The sequence below is a fragment of the Paenibacillus antarcticus genome (assembly GCF_001637225.1).
Lineage (GTDB): Bacteria > Bacillota > Bacilli > Paenibacillales > Paenibacillaceae > Paenibacillus_AQ > Paenibacillus_AQ antarcticus.
The window spans coordinates 134439-156067 of the sequence record NZ_LVJI01000048.1 but is presented as its reverse complement, the minus strand read 5'-3'; the positions used below and the strand labels follow the sequence as shown (position 1 = coordinate 156067).

Annotated in this window: 12 protein-coding genes and 2 pseudogenes; 13 read left to right on the top strand and 1 reads right to left on the bottom strand. The window is 41.9% G+C overall.

The window, feature by feature from the left end:
* The first annotated feature begins 186 nt into the window (after positions 1 to 186).
* The 8 genes and pseudogenes from PBAT_RS21635 to PBAT_RS26270 all read left to right on the top strand — a co-directional run bounded on the left by PBAT_RS21635 (position 187) and on the right by PBAT_RS26270 (position 9239).
* Complete coding sequence (locus tag PBAT_RS21635; RefSeq protein ID WP_068652761.1) at positions 187 to 837, top strand: FusB/FusC family EF-G-binding protein; 651 nt, start codon at positions 187 to 189, stop codon at positions 835 to 837.
* Positions 838 to 1125: 288 nt separating this feature from the next.
* Positions 1126 to 2161, top strand: a pseudogene (locus PBAT_RS21630) (ATP-binding cassette domain-containing protein).
* The gene (locus PBAT_RS21625) at positions 2158 to 2973 is read left to right on the top strand and encodes an ABC transporter permease (protein ID WP_068652760.1); all 816 of its coding nucleotides are present in this window, start codon (positions 2158 to 2160) and stop codon (positions 2971 to 2973) included. Before PBAT_RS21630 ends, PBAT_RS21625 begins: the two are co-directional and overlap by 4 nt.
* A gap of 58 nt (positions 2974 to 3031) precedes the next feature.
* The gene (locus tag PBAT_RS21620; RefSeq protein WP_248912453.1) at positions 3032 to 3745 is read left to right on the top strand and encodes a hypothetical protein; all 714 of its coding nucleotides are present in this window, start codon (positions 3032 to 3034) and stop codon (positions 3743 to 3745) included.
* A 361-nt stretch (positions 3746 to 4106) separates the two neighbouring features.
* Positions 4107 to 5033 carry an NAD(P)-dependent alcohol dehydrogenase gene (locus PBAT_RS21615; protein ID WP_068652759.1) on the top strand — a complete coding sequence of 309 codons (927 nt, stop codon included), beginning with the start codon at positions 4107 to 4109 and terminating at the stop codon, positions 5031 to 5033.
* A gap of 272 nt (positions 5034 to 5305) precedes the next feature.
* Complete coding sequence (locus tag PBAT_RS21610) at positions 5306 to 7783, top strand: EAL domain-containing protein (RefSeq protein ID WP_246168255.1); 2478 nt, start codon at positions 5306 to 5308, stop codon at positions 7781 to 7783.
* A 917-nt stretch (positions 7784 to 8700) separates the two neighbouring features.
* Positions 8701 to 9030, top strand: coding sequence for an efflux RND transporter permease subunit (locus tag PBAT_RS26275; RefSeq protein ID WP_276326606.1), 330 nt, complete (start codon positions 8701 to 8703; stop codon positions 9028 to 9030).
* Positions 9031 to 9047: 17 nt separating this feature from the next.
* On the top strand, positions 9048 to 9239 hold the full coding sequence (locus PBAT_RS26270; RefSeq protein WP_276326605.1) for a hypothetical protein: 192 nt from the start codon (positions 9048 to 9050) through the stop codon (positions 9237 to 9239).
* Here PBAT_RS26270 and PBAT_RS21605 read toward each other — a convergent pair.
* Entirely contained in the window at positions 9163 to 10128 is a 966-nt protein-coding gene (locus tag PBAT_RS21605; RefSeq protein WP_068652758.1) for a polysaccharide deacetylase family protein, read from the bottom strand. The two genes, PBAT_RS26270 and PBAT_RS21605, sit on opposite strands and share 77 nt — an antisense overlap.
* Positions 10129 to 10219: 91 nt before the next feature.
* Between PBAT_RS21605 and PBAT_RS24985 the strand changes: the two are divergent.
* The 5 genes and pseudogenes from PBAT_RS24985 to PBAT_RS25835 all read left to right on the top strand — a co-directional run.
* A pseudogene (locus PBAT_RS24985) lies at positions 10220 to 10919 on the top strand (glycosyl hydrolase family 8); the annotation flags it as partial.
* A gap of 185 nt (positions 10920 to 11104) precedes the next feature.
* Positions 11105 to 11464 (top strand): hypothetical protein, encoded by a 360-nt coding sequence (locus PBAT_RS21595; protein WP_068652756.1) that lies wholly within the window; start codon positions 11105 to 11107, stop codon positions 11462 to 11464.
* A 689-nt stretch (positions 11465 to 12153) separates the two neighbouring features.
* Positions 12154 to 13149 carry an S-layer homology domain-containing protein gene (locus PBAT_RS21590; protein ID WP_068652755.1) on the top strand — a complete coding sequence of 332 codons (996 nt, stop codon included), beginning with the start codon at positions 12154 to 12156 and terminating at the stop codon, positions 13147 to 13149.
* Positions 13150 to 13226: 77 nt separating this feature from the next.
* Complete coding sequence (locus tag PBAT_RS26265) at positions 13227 to 17033, top strand: carbohydrate-binding protein (RefSeq protein ID WP_149466350.1); 3807 nt, start codon at positions 13227 to 13229, stop codon at positions 17031 to 17033.
* 111 nt (positions 17034 to 17144) lie between these two features.
* A complete protein-coding gene (locus tag PBAT_RS25835) occupies positions 17145 to 21620 on the top strand; it encodes a beta-L-arabinofuranosidase domain-containing protein (protein ID WP_068652753.1) in 4476 nt (1491 codons plus the stop codon).
* Positions 21621 to 21629: the final 9 nt, after the last annotated feature.

Below are 21629 nucleotides of genomic sequence, written 5' to 3'. Positions count from 1 at the left end.
CGATAGGAATGGCCAATCATTTAGCCAGATTAATACCGACTCATGCAAAGCCTAATATTAGGGCGATACTTTGTATGGGGTGAACAGCTATCGTTAGCATTATCGCCTAAGCGTGCTTATATCGTTTCTAATAGTGGGCTTTGCACCTTATTTTCTTGTTAATAAACAATAAGGAGCTGAAAAGCAATGGTCAATCCATTCATTAGAAACCATCAATATAACTTAATTAAGAAGCAGACTGGTCTGCTAGAACATGCTTGTAACACTGTTTCCGATCGCAAAGTAATAGACGCGGTAAGATATAGTGCGCAATCCAAAATTATGGAGGCATTACCAGATACGAATGATCTTCAAAAGCAGGTATTGGAGAAGATTTCGACGTTAAATACGCCTGGAGAATTCCAACATTATTTGAGTTCGTTGGTACCTTACATGGCGGAATTTGCCCCATTGACGGAATCGCAAGTTAAGAAGCTCTTTCCCAAAATCAAAAAGTTAAAGGTTCCCGAGTTAGCTGAAATCGATTACCGCTATATGACTTATCTTGGCTGGATCGATATCGCAACGAATAAATTGTTCATCGTGTATCATCTGAATGGGCAAATCGTAGGTGTAGTAGGAAAATATACTCCTGCGAATAAAAAAAGCTATTGCTGTTTATGTAATCGGCATGAAGAGGTTGCGTTTTGTGTGGTCACTACGAAATCGAAACCTGCTAACGCTTCACCGGATTACTACAAAGCAATTGGTAAATATGTGTGTCTAAACAGCGAGACATGCAATAAGAATATCACGGATGTTACCGCATTGGAGAAATTCATTCAAGACGTGGAATAAGAAATAGTTATACTGATCTTTGGGTTCAACCTCGTGTATACGTGGGTTGAGCCCTTTTTTCATTTAGCTGGGAAAAGGAGTGCTATGAACATGATTCCTAAGCGGTTGCATAGATGAGATCTTCTTTATTATGAATGAAGACAGGATGTGAACCTAGGATTTCAGTATGGACTTCGGAGTAATTTGCATGATTAAGACCCCTTTGAATTGAGTTTCAATCTTTGTTTAAATTCAGTTTACAAATGTAAGTTATCATCACGGTATAAACAGTTTATAGGAGGAATTGCAATGGTTCATGTACAGAAAAGGATAATAGAGCCAGACCGTGGTGATTGGGCCATCGAAGCGCGCGGACTCGTCAAGAATTTTGGAGACAATCGGGCGGTGGATGGCGTAAATTTAAATGTTCGTGCCGGTACAATCTATGGTGTGCTTGGTCTCGAATGGAGCAGGTAAGACCACAACAATTGGGATGCTTGCGACTTTACTTCGTCCGGATGCAGGTTCAGCGCGAATCTTCGGGCACGATGTGGTGAAGGAGTCGCAGATTGTCCGTCAATTGATCGGGGTCACAGGTCAGTATGCATCGGTCGATGAATCACTTAGTGCTACTGAGAACCTGATCATCTTCTCTCAGTTGCTAGGCTTGGGGCGTGTAGAAGCACGGCAAAAGGCAGACGAATTACTTGAGGAATTTGGCTTGATGGAGGCTGCGAAGAGACCGTTGAAGAACTTCTCCGGGGGCATGCGTCGTCGATTAGATCTGGCGGCAAGCCTCATTGCGCAGCCACCCCTTATTTTCCTTGATGAGCCAACTACAGGGTTAGATCCACGCACACGTACACAGATGTGGGATACAATTCGTCGGTTGGTGAAGACGGGGTCAACCATATTGCTTACAACACAGTACCTCGAAGAGGCAGATCAACTAGCAGACCGGATCGCCGTTATCGATCATGGCCGAGTTGTCGCTGAAGGCACTGTGGATGAACTGAAGGCGTCCGTAGGTACTTCGTCATTACAATTGAGTGTCCAGAATTTACAAGACATCGAGGTTGCCCGTCAGATCGTTGAACGGGTGCTCCAAATCCAGTCAAATGTATCGTACGAAGTCGGAAAGATTACAGCACCGATGGCGAACGCCGACCTAGTTACAGACCTTCTTATCGCTGTGCGTGAAGCGGGAATTCACTTGGCTGAGATGAGTGTACAAAAACCGACGCTTGATGAGGTATTTCTAATAACGATCACGGGTCATGGTGTTAAGGAGGATGCGGTATCGGCATCCTTTGAATCGAAGAAAGTGAAGGTTGGAAAAGCATGAAAAGTACTTTAATTAAATCGGGTTTCGATCGTGAACTAAAAAATCACACGAGCTTCAGACAGACAATTCGCAATTCGTTGACGATGGCCTATCGAGGTCTACTGAAAATTCGACGTACACCGGAACAATTATTTGATGTTACACTTCAGCCAATCATATTTACCCTGATGTTTACCTACATTTTTGGTGGGGCAATCTCAGGTGATATCGTGAGTTATTTGCCCGTCATCATTCCAGGTATACTCGTACAGACCGTAATTACTACCTCAGTTGTCACAGGTGTCCAATTGCGCGAGGACATGGATAAAGGTGTATTTGATCGATTCAAGTCATTGCCTATTGCGCGTATTGCGCCATTGGCAGGAGCATTGTTGGCAGATACCATCCGATATAGTATTGCTACTATTCTTACCTTAACCATGGGATATATCATGGGCTATCGGCCCGAGGATGGTCTGGAGCACGTCGCTCTTGCTGGGATTCTTGTAGTTTTCTGTGCCTGGTCGATTAGCTGGATTTTTGCCTTCTTCGGCGTAATAGCTCGTACTGCCTCAAGCGTACAGGGTATATCGATGATAGTGCTGTTTCCGCTCACATTTCTATCCAACGCCTTCGTGCCAGTCAATACCATGCCGAACTGGCTTCAATGGTTTGTTAATATCAATCCGATTTCGCATCTCGTCACTGCAGTAAGAGATCTTGCCAACGCTGGAACGATAGGGTGGGATCTAGTCATTTCTCTGATTGGATCTGCGGTTATTGTTGCGATCTTTGCACCCATTACGGTACGTGCATACATGCGTCGGACATAGTAGATCGACTCTCAGCATTATCAACTAAGGAGCAGTGATGCTATTTCTTATAAATATCATGGTAATAAAATTGTCTATTTCTATTATTTCCGTTCAAGCTACTGAATGGTATGATAGAAAGTGGGGTGAATATAAAATGAATATGAAAATGAACAATGAGACAACCAGCGAAGAAGAAAACAATAATCAAGAAACGATGTCTGAAGAAAACATGGTTGAGCTTCTAAAGGCTGTTCACCATAACGGCATCGTATCTTTGAAAAAGCACTTTAAAGAAGTCCAAGGACAAGTGCTGAATCTGGATGCTTATGGTCCTGTTTTTGTGTATCATGTGAAGGATGATTCGGATGATGTGTATTCCTGTGGTTTCTTCCTTCGAGAATTGGTTGCAAGATTCCAGTCAGGCAATGATCCGGCAATTTGGATGGCTTCTTTCTTCTTTGAGTTGATGAAGATTAAGGGAGGCAAAACCCTACCAGAACCAGCCACAAGCGAAGACGAAGCGAAAGCAATCATTGATAACGTGTTAGTTCCCAAATGTATACAAGAAGTACGTGAGGAATTTGCACCCGAGGAAGTACATGCGGGTCTAGGCTGGAACCAAGAGTACGGCCCGATCTTCGAAGCTGGATTCCCTGCGATCAAAGAAGGAAATAACGTGTGCGCTTTCCCATTACATCTATTGTTCACACATTTGCAATTGAATCGTGACCCATCAGAGCTACTACTTCAAGGATTGTATAAGATCCGTAAAGAACATGGTATGGACTAAGATGTTAACCTAGGGAATCTCGTTGTTCTACTAGTAGCGATGAAGTAAGCGGAGAAGGTTCATTAGGTTCCATAAAAATAAAAGTCGACCTTTGGGTCGGCTTTTATTTTTATATATTCGTAGGGGTGTGCCGTACTAGTGTGCATAGGCATTTCCTTAGTTATTTCATCAAATTCCTCCGATTTCAATTGTTCTGAATACCATAATGCGGTCACATATGCTCGCAACTTGGGATTACTGTAATCCTTTCCTCTATAGCAAGCTCACAATAGTTTCAATAAACAATACTTTAGTATCTATATTTCATTACCGGGTTGCATATATACTCAATGCAAATTGAAATTTAGGGAGGTAACTCGTGATGAGAGCTATTATATGCACAAAATACGGATCACCAGATGTTCTTCAGCTTAAAGAGGTAGAAAAACCTACACCCAAGGGCAATGAAGTACTTGTAAAGGTTCATGCGACAACGGTAACAGCAGGTGACATTCGAGTTAGAGCCTTCAATAGTCCAGTCTTACTTTGGATTCCTATGCGTTTAGTATTAGGGATTATAAAACCAAGAAAACCAATTCTTGGTGTGGAGTTAGCTGGAGAAATCGAAGCGATTGGTAAAGATGTACAACGATTCAAGAAAGGTGACCAGGTTTTTGCATTTAGGGGTATGCGATTTGGTGCATATGCGGAGTACATTTGTCTGTCTGAAGATGGAATGATAGCAATTAAACCGGTCAACACCTCCTATAAGGAAGCCGCTTCTGTTCTTTACGGAGGAACTACAGTATTACATTTTTTTAGAAATGGTAATATCCAGAGCGGTCAGAAGGTGCTCATCTATGGGGCTTCTGGTGCGGTTGGAACTGCAGCCGTACAGCTTGCTAAGTACTTTGGGGCAGAAGTTACGGGGGTATGCAGTACTACGAATATAGAATTGGTGAAATCACTAGGAGCCGATCATGTTATAGATTACACGAAAGAGGATTTTGCGGAAAGAGAAGAGCGGTTTGATATCATCTTTGATGCCGTTGGGAAAATCTCGAAATCGAATTGCAAGAAAGCACTGACACGAAACGGGACATACTTGACCGTAGATGGTCAGGGGATCGCAAAGGTCCTTAAGGAAGATATTATTTTCTTCAAAGAGCTTCTGGAGAAGGGGAAGATCCGATCAGTCATAGATAGATGTTATCCACTGGCACAAATTCCCGAAGCACATCGATATGTAGAAAAAGGACACAAAAAAGGAAATGTAGTGATTACGCTGGAACAAGATAACGACATCTAACAAAGCCGGTATAGATAGCTTCGCCAAAAGTACGACATGGGATTCTTTATATTTAAACAACCGAAAATGCGAGTTTAATTTACCGCCTATTTAAGTAGGCGGTTTTCTTTTGTTAGAAAATTAATATGAAGCGCAAATGATCCATTTGGATTACGATTGGTTAATCGCGGTCTTTCTACGATCTGCATTCATTATCATTCATAATGTGCCGATAATAAGTATATGCTTTCACACATTTTTCACATCTAAGATCCGAAGGAAGGGAAAAGTCGATGAATCACACGATGGAGCATTTACAGGGCACTTATAATATGTCGATTGTAGCATTGTCCTATATAATTGCGGTCGTATCCTCATATGTGGCACTAGATTTAACTGGTAGAGTCAGTGCATCCAGAAGTAGAAATATTCGAATGATATGGCTTATTGGTGGTGCAGTTTTTATGGGATTTGGGATTTGGTCGATGCACTTTGTTGGGATGCTTGCCTACAAATTCTCCACACCTGTCTCGTATGATTTCGTATGGGTTGTTATATCAATTATTACTGCGATTCTATCGTCGTTTATTGCACTATATGCCGTTGGAAGAGATAAGCTTGGCTTCAAGAGATTATTAGTAGGTGGAACGTTAATGGCGATTGGTATTGCATCGATGCATTACATTGGGATGACAGCAATGAGAGTAAGTATTTATTACGAACCTCGGTTGTTCAGTTTGTCCATTGCCATCGCCTTTTTCGCTTCAGTTGTGGCCTTGTGGCTCTCGTTCTTTTTTCGTAAGGAACATTCATGGAAAGGTGTACTTTATAAGCTGGGTAGCGGGATAGTCATGGGCGCGGCAATTGCCGGCATGCACTATACCGGAATGGCAGCGGCTCGTTTCCGTCCTGGGAAAAGCGTAGAAATATCGAGCATGAAGATAGATCAAGAGGTACTTGCCTACATTATCGCTTTAGGGACGTTAATTATTCTGGCTTTTGTCATGTTCGGTATATTTCTTGATAAGCGCCTAACAAGCAAGGACGATGAGATTATCAATTATGAAAATTGGTACAAATCATTATATGATAATCATCTGGATGGGATTATTACCGTGGATATTTACAGTAATATTATCGATATTAATCTTTCCGTCAATCGTATTATGGGAATCACTATGAACGATTATCTCAATAGGCCTGCTTCTGTATTATTAGAGCTTTTTGCAGTTCAGTATCGAGAGCGGGCAAGAGAATTATTTATGTCCTCTTTGCAGCAAGGGCAATTACAGACGATGGAAACAGAGATTATTCATCGCGATGGTCATCTTATTCAATTGAATTCAATATGCGTTCCAGTTATTGTCGAAGGAGAAGTTAAGGGAACATACCTCATTTTTAGGGACATCAGTGTGGAGAAACGGTCGAAGGCAAAGATTCAGCATATGGCCTACCACGATGAACTGACAGGCTTACCCAATCGAAGGCTATTAAAAGTAACACTTGAGGAAGTAATCCATCATTGTAAACTGGGGAACACGCAGTTTGCTCTGCTGTACTTGGATATTGATCGATTCAAAATCATTAATGACTCGCTAGGACATTCTTACGGCGATCAATTTCTACTGATGGTATCCGAGCGTTTGCACAGTGCTACCACGGGTATGCAGGTGACGATTGCTAGAATGGGGGGAGATGAGTTTACTCTTATCTGTCATGCAGACCAGGTCAAGGATACGTATACTCGGATCGCAGAACGATTAATAGACCTCATTCAAATGCCTTACCGCCTAAAAGATAGTGACTTCTATGTATCAGCCAGCATAGGCGTTGCGATTTACCCAGAGCATGGAGTGGAAGCGGAGCAACTAATCAAAAATGCGGATACAGCAATGTATGAAGTCAAGCGCAACGGAAAAAATGGTTTTCAGTATTATTCTAGCCAATTGGATGAACATGTGATGGAGAAAGTAGAACTTGAAGCAGACCTCCGTAAAGCGATAATACAAAATGAACTACTAATACATTACCAGCCTCAAATTAATCTAAGAACGATGCAAATCATCGGAGTAGAGGCCTTATTAAGATGGAAGCATTCGAAGAAAGGTATCATTTCACCAGAAATTTTTATTCCAATTGCTGAGGAGACAGGCTTAATCGATGAAATCGGTGCTTGGGTTTTACGAGAGGCATGTTTTCAAATGAAGCAATGGCAGCAGCAGTATTATTGGAATATTCCTGTATCTGTAAATCTCTCCACACAGCAATTCCATCAAAAGCACCTCGTCAAAGATGTAGAGAACATATTGAATGAGACAAGATTATCCCCGAAGTTTCTGGAGCTTGAAATAACAGAAAGTATGATGATGGATGTTGCTCGCTCGAGTCAAATTTTGAGTGAGTTATCGGGTCTGGGTATAAGACTTAGCATGGATGATTTCGGGACAGGTTACAGTTCGCTCAGTTACTTGAAATTATTCCCGATTCATAAGATCAAAATTGACCGTTCCTTCATTAATGATATAACGACAAATGATGAGGATCGTGCGATCGTAGCCACAATTATTACGATGGCGAACAATCTTAAGATGAGTGTAATTGCGGAAGGCGTGGAGACGAAGGAGCAAATTCAGTGGCTAATGGAGAACGGTTGCGATGATATTCAAGGGTATTATTTCAGTAAGCCTATTCCTGCCAGTGAAATAGAGCGTTTGTTTATAGTTCCATTGATAAGCAAGGATTTGGAGCAGTCCGCAGATAAAGTGGGGTGAATGCGTATCTACTCCAGATTTCAAAACGGATATCCAATAAATTATCCAATTCAGTTCTCACCAGATGATGGAATAGGTTGTTTGCTTCACAGTGTTGAGCTGATAACGGACCAGAAACATAATGACATTCATAAAATACTTTAGTTGCAAACAATTGGGTCTGTATATTACCAACCGATTTAGTAACCAAAACAGTCTTATCCATTATAGTTCACTCCGATATCTATTAATGCTAAATGAAACAATGCTTAATTAATTTTTCAAAAAGGTAACGAAGTCTTAGTCCAACTCTAAGTACGGTGTTTATAGTCGGAGTTAGTTGGACTGATTTCAAAACTTTGATGGTGAGGACCTATAGTTTGACCTCATCGCTGGCAGCGATGAGGTCAGGGGTTCGATCGTTGTGGATTTTGCGCGTTACAGGGATAAGAAGCTATAGGATAAGGTCAACATACTCTTTATACATGATTCTCACTATTTCAAATCAAGTCCATTGCCTTTTACGTATTCCGTATACCCACTAACGGCAAATCTTTATCCAGCATGGCGATGAATTTCCCGGACCAGCTTGCCTTTTGGTTATTATTCGTTCGTGCGCCGTAGTACTCCTCGATTTCCCGGTCATACCGGTTTTCAAAAAAAGACGGCGGACCGCGGCAGCCGCGGCTTTTGCTCGGGGAACTCGTCGGGAACGCCTACTGCAAGACCTGCCAAAGGAATGACGAAGTCCGGCAGGCCAAGCCATTCGTCTAGTGCGGGCAGGGCCTCGTTAATTCATCCGATATCACGGCTCCGAGCCCCATCGATTCGGCCATCACATTGGTATTTTGCAAGGCAAGCGCGGCGCTCAGCACCGCGGTTTGGTAAAAATATGAGAAGCTCAGGTTACGGGCCATTTTTGGCGAATTGAATGATAAATTAGGAGAGTTAGATATCCTAAGAACTACTCTGTATTTGTTGGCGGTGAGAATGAGCAGAGAGATACTGCGTTCAATTCAATCGTTAAGCTATGGATTTTAGTTATATTACTTATTTATATTTTGATGGTTATGCAGTTTAAGTCGTTATCTATACCGATCATCATATTATTGTCCGTTTTCTTGGTTTTGGGCGGTGCATTAATTGGATTGTTTTTAACAAATTCGCCATTAGGCTTCATGGCATTTATAAGGATTGTGAGTTTAACAGGAATTGTTGTACATGAACTGTATCAAATGTCGGTAAAGTCAGGTTACGACCGATATTGATTACAACATTTACTGCGGTGGGGGCTTTAACTCCAATGGCTATTGGTGGTGGATCTCTGTACAAGCCAATGGCTGTAGCTATTATTTCGGGACTGCTGTATTCTACCTTGTTGACCTTGATCGTTGTTCCTGCTATGTATATCGTTGTGAAAAGAAGAGAAAAGGTGCATACCAAGAATGGGCAACGAACTTTAAAATTGAAGCAGTAGATAAAACGAAAAGGGGAGTACATGATGTTGATTTGGGATTGTTTAGGATAGGGGTTCCAGACAGGCCTTGACCTTTCGCAAAGGTTTCGTGGTAAACGACATCTTGTTCTACCGGTGTTCCTGGTTCTTCTACAGGTGCTGGTCCGCCAATCCATTTAGCGATTTCGTTTAGGGTAGTGCTCATCTTAATGTAATGACGGCCTATTGCATGATCGCCTTGATTCGGATAGCCTACTTTAAAGGAGTATTGAATGTCGTTGGCTGCAGCTGCGGCTTGAACATCCGCATTATAATCGCCATACGGATAAGCCAAAAGAATAGGATCTTTGCCCGTAACAGTTTTAATGAAAGCATTAGCTTCGGCTATTTCGGCTGAGGCTTCTGACTGTTCTATAGTCTTCCAAGCATTTTCTGTATGTTTTTTAGAATGATTCTGAAGGCTGATATTAGGAAGTTTTGCAACTGCTTGCAAATCAGCTTGGGACATACTAAATCCGGCACCAATCCAGTCACTAACAACGAATTGAACTGCATTCATGCGGTACTTATTCAATATCGGCACTGTATTAGCAAGAAAGTCTGGTGTAGCATCGTCAAATGTTAGTAGAATCGGTTTTTCGGGTGCTGTAGCATTACCTTGCATAATATTTACATACTCTTCTGCAGACAAGGTTTTATAATCGTTTTCAACAAGGTATTGCATGTGTTTCTCGAAATTTTCTACACTTGTATCGGTCCACTCATTACTCGGATTGGGTAGCACCCGATGGTACAAAAGTACTGGAATATCCGGTGATGCCGCTTGAGCCTTCAGTGAGATTATGCCTGACGGGATAATCAAATCTGCTGCGAGTACGGTAGAGATAACTTTTTTGAGAATGCTACTCATTTCTTGAACCTCCTATAGGAAAATTATAAAAATAAAACAATTTCAATTATTTGGATATTCACCCCCTAAAAGTGAATTATAATGCGTGGCGAGTTATATGTATATGGATTCTGGTGAGAATGCTGGATATTTCGTCTGGTCTTGTAACAACGATGGTTCGCGGCTGGCGCACGGACCCGCTCCAGACAGTGAGGAGTTTTTCGCGATGGCACTGTTCTTCGCATCCACCGTTCGGGAGATGGCAATGAATGCTCCATTCAATTATGGTACACAGGCGCGCGATTTGCTGCGCACTTGTCTTCACAAAGCTCAGGACGGTATTGGACATCCAATGTGGGATCCACACAACAAGCTGATCAAGTTCATACCGAACTGTGACTATTCCGATCCATCATATCAACTACCCCATTTCTATGTGTTGTTCGCACTCTGGGCTTACCCGGAAGATCGTCCGTTCTGGACAGAGGCGTGGGTATCTGACAAGAGCTTGCCATCCTGTGACGGGGCTAGCGCCAGAATATGCTTATTATGATGGAACGCTGAACAATGAAAGGGGCTATGGGCACTTTTTCAGTGACTCCTATCGAGTTGCCACTAACGTTGCCTCAAGACTACCGTAGATATACCGTAGCGGGTGAGCCCTTTGAAGAGAAGGCGTTGCATCCGTTGGTCTACTGTCTACGAATGCCATGGCATCACTTGCCGCAACGGGACCTTATGCACGTGCGAGCGTCGATCTGTTCTGGAACACGCCGGTAAGAACCGGTACTAGGAGATATTACGACAACTGAATAGACTGGATACAAAAAGAAAGACTATATTTGGCTGATATGGACAAGAAATCTTCCATCTGCTGCATGTAAAGCGGAAAGTTGAACTAAAATAGAGACGATTATATTAAACAGCTATATCAAAGCGTGAGTAAAAGTTTAAGTATTTAAATGAACCAAAAAAAGGATTGTTTTGTCTAATGTAAATGAAAATTAGACAGCAATGGCGAATACTAATACTCTCTTCTGTGATATTTGATAAGGCATCATATGAGCTAGAAGTAAAAACCTATGAAGAATTATTGAAAAAGAAGGGAATCAGTAGATCGGAATACTCACGAATTTTGGAAAAGTATATGGATAACACTGATACAGCTGTAATTAAATCTAAGGAATACATTGATAAATATTATTGTGATAAATTTAAGATTAGACTTGAATTAAATAAGGCATTAAAACAAGTCATAATTGATTTGCCAACTAATAAAAGTATGAGAAGGTTAGAATTAAATATTGCTGATTTTATTATTGGTAATTATGAATCACTACCAGATGCTGACTCATAGAGGTTTTAAGAAAAGAAGAAAAACATTTATTTGATGAAAAACTAATAATTGAGAATATGTTGGAACGAATTAAAGGTTACTTGGAGGGAATTGATGCTCCAACCGATCTGGCTTTATTAAATGTTGAACTCGATAGAAAGAAGGATGAATACTAAGATATTGTAACTAAGCTAAAGAAGGTAAGGCGAATCATTAAAAAAAGAGATGTCAAAATTTAATATGATAGTTACTTGCTTGAGAACGAAGATGCAATCTAATTATAAAAGTACAAGGATGGTGTCATCACTCCTTGTACTTTTTTATATGCTCTGTAACATTTCTTTGACTTAATAAATATACCCTCTCCGCCACTTGCCTGTGTCAATTCATATTTTGGGTAATCAATTTATTCATATTCGCATAAAAATTTAAACTTTTTCAAGATAAAATCACATCGTGATCTTCCATTGAGGAAGTTATAATAAAAACAAATTATAAGGGATTGATTAAGCATGATGATTACTGGTATGGAACAGCTTGGATAAAAATTAATAAGTTTGAGGAGGTGAAGCAGCATATGAGTTTTGTGTGTTACTAGTGTCAGTATATTCATTTTTAAAAGCGCTTACAAATACTTGAATATAAGTTTTTCTACTATTTGGTGTAGGGATGCTACATTCCTCCACTGTTCTGATGAAAGGGAGATGGATATGAGAATAAAGAATTTTATCATTTTAAAATCAATTATTGCAGTTATGGTAGCAGCTATTTTCATTCCGAATGTAGTGTTTGCCGAGGTAAGAACTACCGACTTTAGTCTTAGTATGAAAGCAGAAATCGCTGTCCCTGATCAAAAACTTGAAGTTACGTTGAATGGAAACAACTTAAATGGTCTCTATGCCTATGAAGCTTTGATTACGTATGATCCTAAACAAGTAGAGTTCGATAAGGCAGAATCAAGGTTGAAGGGCTTTTTTATTCCTCCAAAGATAGATAACGGAAGAATGATGATCGCCTTCACCCATATTGGGAACAAATCTGGAGAACAGGGAAATACAGTCTTGAGTAATATCGTCTTCAAAGGGAAGGCACGAGGAGATGCGAAAATTAAGCTAGCCTATGTAAAGGCACTTGATCCTAAATTAACAGCAACAACGTTTATCTATACCATTTTTAACGATCTATCGGGTTATGACTGGGCCAAGAAGGAGATCGAATCTCTAATGGTTTCGGGAATAATCAAGGGAATTTCCGCTACTACCTTTAATCCGGGAGCCAATATTACAAGGGCAGATTTCATTAGTCTGCTAATTAGAGCATTGAAGCTAAGTGCAACAGTCGATGGCAATTTCAATGATATCAAACAGTCCGACTATTATTATAAAGAGGTAGGAATTGCGAAAAAACTTGGGATTGCTCAGGGATTAGAAGACAACCGGTTCGAGCCGAAGAAGAGTATTTCCAGACAGGATATGATGGTGTTGGCTGCTCGAGCAATGAAGATCTCCGGAAAACCGCTGGATGAATCAGCTTCAGATCTAAGTCACTTTAGTGATTCCGGAGAGGTAGCAACATATGCTGCAAGACAGTTGGGCCAAATGGCCAAAGAAGGAATAATCAAGGGTGACAATGGCATGATTAAACCAAATGGTAAGGCAATAAGAGCGGAAGCTGCAGTTATTATTTATCGGATAATGAACAATTAGCTTAATCAGCAGTGAAAGGAGGTGATGGTTTTTGAGAGAGTGATGTGCTGTCAATGATTTAGAAATTCAAAGGCACAGTGAATCAAAATAAAAATGAAGGCGGGGAATATAACATGATCATTTGGAAACGATTTATAGCTATGATGATAGTTGTCACACTTGTAATCTCATTAAGCCCCTTTGCGGAAAGAACATCTGCAGCAACTACGCTCACTCCAGCACTGGCTAAAATGCCTGGCAACGGCAATCCGCTTTTTACACAAAAGTTTGGTGCTGACCCATATGCTATGGTGTATGACGGCAGAGTATATGTATACATGACAAACGACGTATTAGAGTATGATGCTAACGGAAAAGTTAAGGACAACGGCTATAGTTCGATTAATAAAATCACAGTTGTTTCATCAGATGATATGGTGAACTGGACAGATCATGGTGAAATACTTGCAGCCGGAGCAAAAGGTGCGGCGAAATGGGCAAATAACTCATGGGCGCCGGCAGCTGCTCATAAAACGATTAATGGAAAGGAAAAGTTTTTCCTATATTTTGCGGATAATGCAAGCGGCATTGGTGTGCTCACAGCGGATAGTCCGATCGGACCGTTTTCGGATCCGATTGGTAAACCACTAATCAGCAAAAGTACTTCCGGTGTCGAGAATGTCACATGGCTCTTTGATCCTGCCGTACTTATTGACAATGATGGAAGCGGATACATTTATTTTGGCGGGGGGATTCCGGCCGGAAAGGATGAAGATCCGGGAACCGCACGTGTTGCAAAGCTTAGCGATGATATGATCAGCCTTGATTTGGCAGCCAGCGGCGGTAAAGCTCAACCGATTAATCCGCCTTGGCTGTTTGAGGATTCGGGAATCAACAAATACAACGGAAAATACTACTACTCCTATAGTACAAACTTTTCCGGTCAACACCCGACGGATATTCCAACAGGAACGATTGCTTATATGGTGAGTGATCATCCATTGGGTCCATTCACCTATGTAAAAACCATATTACCTAACCCTGTTGTTTTCTTCGGTGTCGGTGGCAACAATCATCATGCCATGTTTGAATTTAAAGGCCAATGGTACATTACTTACCACGCGCAGACCCTTGCAAAAGCAATGGCAGAGAGTGGTTCATATCCACAAATGAGCGGGCAACCTCATGGATACCGTAACGCACACATCAATAAGGTAAGTTTTGATGCAAACGGAGTCATTCAGAATATTACAGGTGATTATAAAGGTGTTCCGCAGTTAAAAAATCTTGATCCCTATACAAGGGTTGAGGCTGAAACCATAGGTTGGAATGGAGGAATATCCACTGAAAGCAGTACCGAACCCGGAGGTATGGTAAGCAGTATAAACCTGGCTGTGAGCAACATAAATGATGGGGACTGGACGGCCGTATCCAAAGTTGATTTTGGAGCTACAGGCGCCGGAACATTTAAAGCCAATGTTGCAAGTGGTTCGGGCGGCGGAAACATAGAGCTGTATCTTGATAGTGCTGATGGCACATTGATCGGGACACTTCCAATTTCCAACACAGGCGGAGAAAATAGTTGGAAGACAAAAACAACAAGTGTTTCTGGTGCTACAGGAGTCCATGATCTATACATGGTATACAAGGGAGCATCAACTGGTAATCTCTTCAAGGTAGATTCTTGGCAGTTCGAGCAAAAGAGCGCTGCTCATGATCTAGTTGCAATCAACGCATCCATCGATAAACAAAAGATTGATATTGTTGCAGGAACCAATCATGCAAACATGAAGGTTTCAGCCATATACGCCGATGGAACAAGTACAGATGTTACTGCTCAGGCCGTTGCAACACCGGCACAAAGCGGTATTGTAAGCATAAATAACGGAGTTGTCACTGGGGTGGGCTATGGCTCCACAAGCATTGACGTAAACTACGGTGGAAAATCTGACACTCTTAATATGCTTGTGAAAGATTTGAACAGTGAACTGACGGTAAAGAAGATTACCGTTGACAATGCTTCAGTTGTGTTGGATTCTGGCAAAACTGCAACATTTAAAGTAACAGCAGAATATGTTGATGGACAGACGGAAGATGTAACAAAAACAGCAACTTATAGCAATCCAAGTCCTGCTATTGCAGATGTTGCTGGCGGTACAATAACGGCTAAAGCAATGGGAACAACCAATGTTACTGTAAGCTTTAAGGGGGCATTGGGCGCTGCTGTAACAGCTCAAATTACTGTAGCTGTCAATATGCCTGCCGTAGTGGCCATTGAGGTCGAAACAGCAGCAGAAAACTCAGTCACTGCCTATGTATATGGCACCATAAACGACCATACCTGGTCGCTTGTTGACGGAAAGTCCACGAAAGCTATGTTTTTCGGGCCTAACAATGGGTTCACTGCGTCAGCTACGGATGCAGCCTCTCTCGCTGCCAATTCCAGACTTGGGTATAAAATCAACTTTACGACTGCAGGAACCTACAACGTTTGGATACTTGTCAAGACGCTTGGATTCGATTCGGACTCCATCCATGTTGGATTAGATAATCAGTATAAATTCACTAGCAATGGTATTGAGGGTGTTAGCGGTGGTCAGTTTAAATGGGCTAATATCAGTGGTAACAGCGGCGGTATATTTGGTGGAGCTACTTTGAATGTTACTGCTGGCGTGCATGAATTGAACTTCTGGGGAAGGGAAGATGGACTTGCAATAGACCAGATCTATTTAACCACAAGCAACTCAACCGCAGATCCTGTCTGGCCATCCAACAATGTAGCCGTGACAGGAGTAACACTTGACAAGAGTACATTAAGCTTGGCGACAGGTTCAACCGAAACCATTACTGCAACAATAACCCCTGCAGATGCAACAAACAAAACAGTAACCTTCTCATCAAACGATACAGGTGTTGCAACCGTAACGGGTGCTGTTTATGATTCTTCAACAGGTACAACAAGTGTAACCGTTCATGCAATAGCTGCAGGAAATGCAGTTATTACGGTAACAACAGCAGATGGTAATCAAACAGCGGTAAGTAATGTAACGGTAACACCATCCGTTGAGCCTCAAGTACCTACAGCTGCACTTTCAGCAGACAGCAGTGTGAATCCTGGAAGCAGCTTTACAGTGGCAGTAAGCCTGAACAACGTTGAACAAAGTGTTTATGCTGAGGACATCACCCTGACCTATGATTCCAACGTATTTGAATATGTGAGTGCGGCAGGTGCAGACAAGAACATCCAGAATGTGACAGAGGACAAAGCCACTGCGGGAAAAGTTAGACTCATTACCGTCAATATCGGAGGGGTATCTGGAGCGAGCACGCCGGTTCTGAATCTAACCTTCAAGGTAAAGGCCGGTGTCCAGAACACGAGTGGAACGATAGCGGTGACCCGGGCAGAGTTGGGAACGTCCGAGGGAGCCGTGATCCAGGCGGCACTGGACCTTAAGGTCATTTCTGTAGGAAGCATCGATGTGGGCGTAGACAAGACCGCGCTGAACGCAACGATTACGAATGCGCAGAACTTGTATGCCACTGCAGTCGTGGGTACTCTGCCTGGCCAATATCCGCAAGCGGCCAAAGATGCCTTCGGCATTGCGATTAACGCAGCCAAAGCGGTTAAAGACAACTCGAGCGCGACACAGTCTCAGGTTGACGACGCCGTAACCGATCTGATCCGTGCGGTCGATACCTTCAAGTCCGCAGTAATTAAAGAAGTATCCACGGATCTAAACAACGACGGAATTGTCAATGTGGGCGACCTTGCGATTGTTGCTTACCATTACGGCAAGGACTCCACCAGCCCTGATTGGGTGAAGGCCAAGATCGCCGATCTGAACGGCGATCAGAAGATTGACATTACGGATTTGGCGTATGTCGCATCTAAAATAACTAACTAAAAATGCCATGAGTGAGAATGGGGATGGGGTGTCTTGCATACCATCCCTTGTTTTCACGCTAGATTTGATTCGATCAATCCTCATATAAAATACAAGGAGAGATGTCAATCAATGAAACGTCTAAAAGGTAAAAATGAGTCGCGGAGAAAAACGGTAACTAATATCTTATCTATAACATTGGTGGCGAATCTGATGTCCGGTTTTTTAGGTTCCACGATTCCGGCATATGCAGCAGGGTTAGATGATTCAAAACAGCTGGAATTCAAGTTTGAAAATAATATTGAAGATTCCTCTAGTAACGGGATTCGAGGGATATTAAATGGGACGGCAAATTATGTTGATGGTAAGGTTGGTAAGGCTTTACAACTAAACGGAACCAATAATTATATTGATTTAGGTACGTCATCGGCATTACAGCCACAAAATCTAACTGTTTCTTTCTGGGTGAAACCTGACTCTACGTTAACAGGCGAACACATCATTATGTGGAACAAGCCAAGTGGAAACTGGATGGGAGAAGGATGGTATTTAAGCATCCTGAGTGATACAGTTCCGTTGAAGCTTTCAAGTGGAACAAGCGTACAGGAATCGTATGTTACCGGGAATCGAAGCACCTTCTTTCCCGTTGGAGAGTGGACGCATATTGCGCTCACCTATGATAATGCAACAAAAAATGTGGGGATTTATCGTAACGGTCTAGCTCAAAAGGTTATTTATAATAAACAAGGCGGCAGCATTGCAGCAAATAATACGGATCACAAGTATTTGGGATTCAACTCGCCATTATATGGGGGAGGCTATGCAAAACTGAATGTGGATGAATTCAAGATTTATAGTGTAGCTGCGACAGAAGGAGTGATCCGAGACGTTTATAAAGCAGAAGGCGGCGTAATAGATGAAAAGAGGATTGCACAGCAAGACTTAGATGCAATCGTTCTGCCGGAGACAACGAGGGGGAATCTTGATCTTCCAACAAAGGGCATAAATGGTAGCAAAATCTCGTGGAGATCTTCGAATACGGATGTTATATCAAATACAGGAGTGCTTACAGATCCAGGGGTAGTTACTCCGGTTACTATACAAGCCACTGTAACGTATGGTTCAGTAACCTTAACAAAAACGTTTTCTATTGTTGTGAAAACAAGTGTATATTTAGGCGATTCAGCAAAAATCAAAAATTTTGACATGGAGCAGGTAGATGTTACCGACCCGTATTATGTGAATGCATTTAATAAAGATGTTGAATATTTATTAAAGCTTGATCCGGACCGTCTTTTGTCGGGATTTAGAACGGTAGCAGGTTTACCTAAGAAAGCAGAGCTATACAACGGTTGGGAAGGGAACTGGAGTTATCTTAGAGGGCATAGCCTGGGACATTATATGACAGCGCTATCACAGGCCTACAAACAAACGAAAGAGAATCCGACACAGAATGCACAAATCAAGAGCAGAATTGATTACGTGATTAGTGAACTGAAAGCATGTCAAAATGCAAGCAGTAACGGGTATGCTTTTGCTACACCGGAAACGCATTTTGATGTTATTGAAGGAAAGGTCGAGGGACAAAGTTGGGTACCATGGTACACCATGCATAAAATAATAACCGGGCTTGTGGATGTCTATAAATATGAAGGAAATGGAGACGCCTTGGAGATTGCAAGTAAATTGGGGAATTGGACATATCAAAGAACTCAAACATGGAACGATTCAACGCACACAAGAGTATTGAATATTGAATATGGCGGTATAAACGACGCATTGTATGAATTATATAAATTCTCCAATAATCAGGATCATTTAACTGCGGCCCATATGTTTGATGAAGACTCCCTGTTTACGTCAATTGCTAATGGGCAAGACGTATTAGCGAATAAGCACGCTAATACACAAATTCCTAAGTTTATTGGCGCACTGAATCGATATCGCACATTAGGTGAGGCAGAATCGTTCTACCTAGAAGCAGCGGAGAATTTTTGGGAGATGGTGGTCAATGACCATATCTATGTAACAGGTGGAAATAGCGAAAATGAGCATTTTAGAGAACCTGGGCAGTTAGATAATTATAGGAATAACATTAATGATGAAACTTGTAACGCGTACAACATGTTAAAGCTTACTAGAGAGTTGTTCAGGCTTACCGGAGATATAAAATATGCAAATTATTATGAGAAAACATTACAAAATGAGATTATGTCCTCCATTAATCCGGAGACCGGCATGAGTACGTACTTTAAGCCTATGGGTACAGGTTATTTCAAAGTATTCTCTACCGAGTTCGATAGTTTCTGGTGCGATACGGGAAGCGGTATGGAGAATTTCACGAAACTGGATGACAGTATCTATTTTCACTCCGATCAAGATCTTTATGTCAACATGTACTTGAGTTCGAAATTGAACTGGACCGAAAAGGGCCTTCAATTGACACAACAAACAGATATCCCACAAAGCGACAAGGCAACGTTTACAATTAATGCTGCACCTTCCGAGGACATTACGATTAAATTCAGATCTCCTGAGTGGGTTGCAACAGGTAAAAAGGTAGCTGTAGCGATAAACGGAGAAACATTTAATGGGGAAGTATCTGAAGGGTATATTGATATCCATCGAGTATGGAAGAAAGGGGATATTGTTGAACTGACGTTCCCTCTTGAAGTCCAAGTAGCAACTCTTCAAGATAATCCTGAAGCGGCAGCATTTACTTATGGTCCTCTTGTTTTAAGTGCAGGCCTTGGAACAGAGAAAATGGTCGCCATTCCACATCTTGCTTCACAGAAAGCAAATATGCCTTCGGGTGTTTCCTTCAAGGATTACATCCTTATTAAGGATGGTAATGTTAATGATTGGGTCCGTGAAATTAAAAACAATTTGGTTAAGACGGAAGGGAAACTGGAATTTACCTTGCGGAATACAGATGAAGATAACCATTTGAAATTTACGCCCTATTATACTTTATACAAGGAAAGATACGGGATTTACTTCTATTTATCCGCATTGGATTCACCGACTTTCCAGAAAAATATTTTGAATAAAAAGACGGCTGCTAAAAAGGCAATCGCCAAGATCGATGAAGTACAAATTACGAATGATCAGCACGAATTGGCACATAATCTGCAAGGAAATACAGGGGGAGGTTCCTTCGGAGGGGAACAGTACCGGCAAGCTTGGAGCGGGTCATCAGGAGCCGCCTGGCTTAGTTATGATATGGCAGTCGATCCTTCAGTAACTAATTATATATCTACCAGATACTATAGCGGTGATAAAGGAAGAACCTTTAACGTTTATGTGGACGGTAGTTTAATTAAGGAAGAAACCATAGAAGCTAAAGCCCCTGATCAATTTTATGATGTAAGATATCAAATCCCGGCAAATTTGTTAGTAGGAAAAACAAAAGTAACCGTAAAGTTTGCCAATAGAGGCTCGAGCTACGTCGGCAGATTATTCGGAACGGTTTCCATTTTGAAAGATTATAACAATAGCACGAACCTTCATAGTATCACAGCTGATGGAACGCCAGGGGCATTGACGGATAATCACTATTCCATTTCTGTTCCCAAAAATTCTACAGAGTCATTAGTCAAATTCACTCCTGTAAATGCGAATTCTTTGGTATATGTTAATGATGTATTAATTGACGATACTGCGAAAAGAAAAGTATCTTTACAAACCGATATGACTACTTTGAACGTTAGAGCGGTAGCTGAAGATGGAGTAACAGAACAAGCTTATACCGTTAGCATCAATAAGCAAGCACAAGAAGTAGTATCCGCTACACTTTCAGTAGACAGCAGTGTGAAAGCTGGCAGCAGCTTTAAAGTGGCTGTTAATCTGAACAGCGTTACCCAGAGTGTTTATGCCCAGGACATCACTCTAACCTATGATGCCAAAGTATTTGACTATATGATTGCGGCAGGTGCGAACAACAACATCCAAGTTGTGAAAGAGGATAAGGACACTACCGGGGAACTTCGACTGATTACTGCCAGTATCGGAGGTGTTTCGGGAGTGAGTACGCCGGTTCTGGATCTGACCTTCAAGGTGAAATCCGGTGTCCAGAACACGAGCGGAACGATAGCCGTGACCCGGGCAGAATTGGGAACGTCCGAGGGAGCCGTGATCCAGGCGGCCACGGATCGTAAGGTCATTTCTGTAGGAAGCGCCGAAGCGGGCATTGACAAGACTGCGCTGAACGCAACGATTACGAATGCGCAGAACTTGTATGACATCGCAGTCGTAGGTACTCTGCCTGGCCAATATCCGCAATCGGCCAAAAATGCCTTCGGTATTGCGATTAACGCGGCCAAAGCGGTTGAGTACAACTCGAGTGCGACACAGTCTCAAGTTGATGGAGCCGTAACCGATCTGCTCCGTGCGGTTGATACCTTCAAGGCCGCAGTAATTAAGGAAGTATCCGCGGATCTGAACAACGACGGAATCATCAGTGTAGGTGACCTTGCGATCGTCGCTTACCATTACGGTAAGGACTCCACCAGTCCTGATTGGGCGAAAGCCAAGATCACCGATCTGAACGGCGATCAGAAGATCGACATTATGGACCTTGCGATCGTCGCCACCAAAATATTGGAATAATTACATGAA